This window comes from Streptomyces sp. NPDC086554 (genome assembly GCF_040686095.1).
GTDB lineage: Bacteria > Actinomycetota > Actinomycetes > Streptomycetales > Streptomycetaceae > Streptomyces.
On the sequence record NZ_JBFBJK010000059.1, the window covers coordinates 1 to 5,762 of the forward strand.

5 protein-coding genes are annotated in these 5,762 nt (G+C 71.5%); 4 read left to right on the forward strand and 1 reads right to left on the reverse strand.

Going from position 1 to position 5,762, the window contains the following annotated elements:
* Positions 1-325: 325 nt before the first annotated feature.
* The 4 genes from AB0O76_RS43805 to AB0O76_RS43820 all read left to right on the forward strand — a co-directional run bounded on the left by AB0O76_RS43805 (position 326) and on the right by AB0O76_RS43820 (position 4,578).
* Entirely contained in the window at positions 326-1,342 is a 1,017-nt protein-coding gene (locus tag AB0O76_RS43805; RefSeq protein ID WP_365503543.1) for a serine hydrolase, read from the forward strand.
* A 137-nt stretch (positions 1,343-1,479) separates the two neighbouring features.
* Positions 1,480-3,246, forward strand: coding sequence for a lytic transglycosylase domain-containing protein (locus AB0O76_RS43810; protein WP_365503546.1), 1,767 nt, complete (start codon positions 1,480-1,482; stop codon positions 3,244-3,246).
* Between the two features lie 169 nt (positions 3,247-3,415).
* Positions 3,416-3,550: an SPW_0924 family protein gene (locus AB0O76_RS43815; protein ID WP_365503548.1), complete on the forward strand. Its 135-nt coding sequence runs from the start codon at positions 3,416-3,418 to the stop codon at positions 3,548-3,550.
* 35 nt (positions 3,551-3,585) lie between these two features.
* The gene (locus AB0O76_RS43820; protein ID WP_365503551.1) at positions 3,586-4,578 is read left to right on the forward strand and encodes a DUF3068 domain-containing protein; all 993 of its coding nucleotides are present in this window, start codon (positions 3,586-3,588) and stop codon (positions 4,576-4,578) included.
* Here the strand turns inward: AB0O76_RS43820 and AB0O76_RS43825 are convergent.
* On the reverse strand, positions 4,568-5,762 hold a 1,195-nt coding region (locus tag AB0O76_RS43825), incomplete at its 5' end, for an ATP-dependent helicase C-terminal domain-containing protein (protein ID WP_365503554.1). The two genes, AB0O76_RS43820 and AB0O76_RS43825, sit on opposite strands and share 11 nt — an antisense overlap.

Below are 5,762 nucleotides of genomic sequence, written 5' to 3' on the forward strand. Positions count from 1 at the left end.
GGGCGACACCGCGGAGCGTTGGCAACCGACGACAACGCGGCAGATGGGCGTGCCAGGGGTCGCGACCCCGGCAGGACCCATCGGACAGGCCCTAGTCCCGGCTTCGCAGGCCCGGGGCCGAATCTGTCAGCCCGGGCCTGCGAAGTATTCAGCCTCTCCGGCGTTTGAGGAGCGGGGTCTGGGGCGGAGCCCCAGGGCGGTGCGTGCTCTGCGGTGCGTGCTCTGCGGAGTGCGCACCCAACCCCGCCCGCTCCCGGCAGGGGCCCCTCACCCACGTGGCCCAGGCCCCCAGGCCCGCGGAAGGCGACCCCGCCACGATGACGGCATGGCCCTTCACCTGCGAAAGTGCCGAATAGCGATAGCCACGGCACTGGTCACCACCCTCCTCACCCCCCTCCCCGCGACTGCGGCCACGGCAAGCACGGCGCAACGCGGAGCGCCCTGCACGGCCCGCAAGGACGCGTCCCTCGCCGCCCAGCTCTCCCGCGACATCCGCGCCGTCCTGGCCGCCCGGCGAGGCACCGTCTCCGTAGCCGTCCACGACCCCGACACGGGCCTCAAGTGCGCCGTGGCCGACCGCCTGCGCTACGACACGGCGAGCGTCGCCAAAGTCATGATCATGGAGGCGGCGCTGCGCCGGGCCCAGGACTGGCGGCGGGGACTCACCGCCTGGGAGCGCAGCAGGATCCGCCCCATGATCATCCGCTCGGACAACACCGCTGCCCGGCGCCTCTGGGACGACCTCGGCATGTCCTACATCGCGCGCTACCTGCGCCGCGCCGGCACCACGAACACCACGCTCAACCCGTACGGCCTCTGGGGCCTGACCCGCACCACCGCGGCCGACCAGCTCCGCCTCCTCGGCGTTCTCACGACGGCCAGGGCCAAATCCCTACTGAGCCAGGCTTCACGCGCGTACGGCCTGAAGCAGCTGAACGAGGTGCGGCGCGACCAGCGCTGGGGCGTGCCCGCCGGAATGCCCCGCGGCACCAGGGCCCACCTCAAGAACGGCTGGCTGCCCCGCTCCGCGCACGGCTGGCGGGTGCACAGCGTCGGCGCGTTCACCGCCGCCCCCGCAGCCGAGTCCGCGGGCCGCACGTACCGCATCGTCGTCCTCTCGCACGACAACCCCACGATGAAATACGGGGTCCGTACCATCGAACGCGTCGCACAGGCCGTGCACCGCGCGCTCAACAAGGGCCGCGCCGCGGGGCAGGGACTGACCCCGGAGAGCGAGATCAGTGAAGTCCCCGACGGCTCGGTCCCGCCCGAGAGCCAGTTCGAGGTCCCGCCGGAAGCCCCACCCGAAGCCCCATCCGAACAGGACTCGGCCAACCGGTAAAAATCGGGCGCGAACGGGTGCCTGGGCGCCGGAAGTTGTCGTAGTGTCGCCTGGGTCGGCCCGCAGGGGAACTTGAGCGCGAGAGTGCGGGTGGCGGCACGCAGACGCAGAGTCGTCCAGGGGAGGGGTCCACAGTCATGGCGGCGGTATTCGGCAGGCGGTTGCGCAGGGGAGCGGTGACCACTGCGGTGGCCGCCGCGGCGGTGGCGGCACTCGCCGCGTCCCAGGCCCCGGGCGTGACGGACGTCCCTCGCGACGAGCGGGCGGGGGCATCCGGCCCCACGCCGCCACCGGAGGACTCCGCGACCGGCAACTCGCCCTATTACACGGACCTTCCGCCCCTCAACACCCCGGTCCCGCCGACCGGAGCGCCCACCGGCGGCGACGAGGACCCCGCGGCGGGCGGCATCCCGGCCACGGTCCTCGACGCGTACAAGAAGGCCGAGTCCTCGCTCGCCGCCTCCAAGCCGGGCTGCAACCTCCCCTGGGAACTGCTCGCCGCGATAGGCAAGGTCGAGTCGGGCCAGGCCCGCGGCGGCCGCGTCGACGCGAACGGCACGACGCTCGCGCCGATCCTCGGCCCGGTCCTCGACGGCAACGGCTTCGCGAAGATAACCGACACCGACAGCGGCGCGTACGACGGAGACAAGGCGCACGACCGCGCGGTCGGCCCCATGCAGTTCATCCCCTCGACGTGGGACACCTGGGCGCAGGACGGCAACGGCGACGGCAAGAAGGACCCGAATAACATCTATGACGCCGCGCTCGCCGCGGGACGCTATCTCTGCGCGAGCGACCGCGACCTGTCGGACGAGTCCGGCGGCGGCGACCTGCACAAGGCGATCCTGAGCTACAACCACTCCACGGAGTACCTGAACACGGTCCTGACGTGGCTGGAGTTCTACCGCAAGGGCACCCACGAGGTGCCTGACGGCACGGGCATCCTGCCCGACGACCGAAGCGACGGCGGCCGGCCGAGCATCAGCCCGAGCCCGGTGCCCGGCAGCTCCGGTTCGCCCTCGCAGAAGCCGAGCAAGCCGAGCAAGCCGAGCAAGCCGAGCAAGCCGGGCAAGCCGGGCAAGCCGGGCAAGCCGGGTACGGACAAGCCCGGTTCGGGCAAGCCGAGCGAGCCCGGCAGCGGCGGCAGCACGAGCCCGACCACTCCGCCGAGCGGCGGCGGCTCCGAGAGCCCCGACCCCAGCCCCTCGCCCACCGACCGTGTCTCACGCCTGGAGGACGCGGGCACCGGCAAGCTCTCCGCGACGGCGGGCGACGCCTTCGCCGGACGCGTCGTGGTGCGTACGGAGTCCGCTTCGGGATCCGCCGTGGCCAAGGCCAGGGTGAAGTTCGCGATCGTCGGCGACACGGACGCCCGCTTCGAGGGCGGCGCCACGAGCGCCACGGTCACCACGAGCGCCACCGGCAAGGCCACCGCTCCGGTGATCAAGGCGGGCGAGAAGAACGGCGAGTTCACGGTGCGGGCGACGGTCGTCGGCCGCTCGCTGCCCGGCCTCGACTACACGGCGACGGTCACCGCGCGCCGGGCCGACGCCCTGGTCAGGACCGGCGACAAGGCGCTGACCTGCGCGCCGGGCGCCGAGTTCGCCGACCAGGTGGAGGTCAAGGCGACGTACAAGGGAGCGGCCGCCGACGGTGTCGCGGCCACCGCCACCATGATCAAGTCGACGGACGACCCCACGGCCAACGACAAGGGCCCCTACTTCAAGGACGCGGACGGCAAGCCGGTCCGCACGCTCAAGACCCTGAAGACGGACGCCGACGGCGTGCTGGAGCTCCCGAAGATGTACGCGGACGACACGGTGGGCACCTATCTGCTCAGCATCAGCACCGCGGGCGGCGCGACACTCACGGTCGAACTGAAGGTGGCGGCCCCCGCGGCCTAGCCGCACCGCACGTTTGCCACGCAACGCCCCTGCGCCCGCACGGCGCAGGGGCGTTCCTGTGTGTGCAACGTGTTCTCATCTCGCCGCCGCGTTGCTACGGTGCCCCAGCCCTGACGCCCTGTCAGTTCATGGTCGGTGTCAACAGCGTCCCCGCCTCGGGAGGATCCGCATGCGCGCTCTCATCGCCGCCGCGACCGGTCTTGCCGTCGCCTTCGCCCTGGTCCTGACGATCACGGCGATCGGAGCCCCGCCCGGCGAGACATCACCGGAGCCGCTCCTCACCACCGTCCCCGAGCACCCATGACCCCAAGCACCCATAACGTAGGGAGGGCCGCCGCGATGCGCCGCAAGGCCAGCCTGATCCTGCTCGCCTTCGCCGTCTTCTTCACGGCGATGTCCCCGCTCATGCGCTGGTACGCCTTCCCGCGCCTCGCCAAGATCCCGCCGAGCCAGTATCAGGATGCGGTCCTCGAGGCGCAGAACCCGACCCTCATCGACTACGGCTCCATGACGGCCAAGAAGGTCGACAAGGTCACCATCGTGCAGACCCTCAAGGGCAATGTGGAGGCCTCGGAGGAGGTCGAGAGGAGCGCCGACCGCGACGTGGTCGTCTGGGACGCCCTCTCCTACGTCCAGGACGCCGACGGCAAGATGGTCTCCAAGATCCCCGAGCGCTACATCTTCGACGCGCACAGCCAGGAACCGGTGAACGCCAAGGGCGAGATGGTCGACGGTGACCCGGTCAAGCGCCAGGGCATCGAGTTCAAGTGGCCCTTCCTGACCGAGAAGCGGGACTACGAGTACTTCGACGCGCAGGCCCGCATCACCAGGCCCATCCACTACAAGGGCGAGCAGAAGTTCCGCGGCGTCGACGTCTACTACTTCGAGCAGACCATCCCCTGGACCAAGGTCCCCTTCCCCAAGACGATGCCGGTCAAGGGCGTCACCGCGGAGTCGCTCGCCAAGACCGGCACCACCCGCTGGTACACCACGGTCCGCAAGTTCTGGGTCGAGCCGACCACCGGGGCACCGGTCTACGGCGAGGAGATCCAGCGCAACGAACTGCGCGGCGGCACCCTCCTGGGCGACCGCGACAAGGTCACCGTGTTCTCGGGACACGTGAAGATGCGCGAGGACTACATCAAGAACACCGTCGACCTGGTCAAGTCCCAGCGCGTCCTGGTCCTCCTCATGACGTCCTATCTCCCCTGGGGCTTCCTCGGCCTCGGCCTGCTCCTGCTCGCGCTCTCCCTCTGGCTCGAGGCCCGCAGCCGAAGGCCCGGCGATCCTGAACCCACGGCGGCCCCCGAACCGGAACCCGTCAACGCCTGAGCCGCGCCTTGGTGAACCGCGTGGCCTCGGCCCCCACCGGATCCTCCGGCCACGGATGCTTCGGATACCGCCCGCGCAACTCCGCCCGCACCGCCCGGTAGCCGTCCCGCCAGAAGGACGCAAGATCGGCGGTGACGGCGGCGGGCCGCCCGGCGGGGGACAGCAGATGCACGACGACGGGCACACTGCCGTCCGCGATGCGCGGGGTCTCGGCGAGGCCGAACATCTCCTGCAACTTCACGGCGAGGACGGGCTGTTCGGGGTCGGCGTAGTCGATCCGGATCCTGGACCCGCTCGGCACCTCCACCCGCTCCGGGGCGAGTGTGTCGAGACGGGTCGCTTCACCGGTCGCCCACGGCAGGAGGCGGCCCAGCGCCTGCCCCGCGTCGATGCGCCGCAGGTCGGCACGGCGCCGTGCCTTCGACAGCTCGGGCTCCAACCACTCGTCCACGCGCGCGTGGAGGGCGTTTTCCGATACGTCGGGCCAGGGTGCCCCGAGATGCCGGTGCAGAAAAGCGAGCCGCTGCCGCAGCTCCCGCGCACCCTGGGACCAGTTCAGGAGCGCGGTCCCTTCTTCTCGTAGCCCGGCGAGCAGCCCTTCTCGTACGAGTCCGGGGGCGGGCTTCTTGAGAGGCCGCACCGCCAATTCCACGGCCCCCAGCCGCTCGACGTGCCGCGCGACGAGATCCCCGTCGCCCCAGCCGACCTCGTCCCCTTCGCTGTACAGCGGCGCTGCCGCGCTCCGGGCGACGTCCTCGTCGATATGCCCGCCGAGCAGCACGCGTGCGTGCCCGGCGCCCACGGGGCGATCCGCCACGGCTACGGAGATCCACTCGGCGCCGCTCAGCGCGGACCCGGGCCTGATCTCGCCCCGGGGCCCGCCGACCATGAGATACGTCCCGTCCGCCACCCGCCGCCCGACCCGCTCGGGAAACGCGAGCGCGGCAACGAGCCCGGCGGCCCGCTCATCGCCTCCGGCACCACCCTTCTCCCACCCACCCGCCCGTCTCCCGGCGTCTGAGCTCGATCCCTCCTGTGCCTCCCGCGCCGCCGGCCTGCCACTGCCCCCGGCGTTCCCGGCGCCGCGCTTCTCCCGCCCACCCGCCCGTTGCTCGGCGTTGGGAGGGCTCGATGCAGGGTTATGGGTGGGTTGGCGGGTAAGAAACCCCGCCGCAGGGGCCGGC

Coding starts and splice junctions, on each gene's coding strand:
- AB0O76_RS43805 (WP_365503543.1), top strand. CDS start 326: ATGGCCCTTCACCTGCGAAAGTGCCGAATAGCGATAGCCACGGCACTG.
- AB0O76_RS43810 (WP_365503546.1), top strand. CDS start 1,480: ATGGCGGCGGTATTCGGCAGGCGGTTGCGCAGGGGAGCGGTGACCACT.
- AB0O76_RS43815 (WP_365503548.1), top strand. CDS start 3,416: ATGCGCGCTCTCATCGCCGCCGCGACCGGTCTTGCCGTCGCCTTCGCC.
- AB0O76_RS43820 (WP_365503551.1), top strand. CDS start 3,586: ATGCGCCGCAAGGCCAGCCTGATCCTGCTCGCCTTCGCCGTCTTCTTC.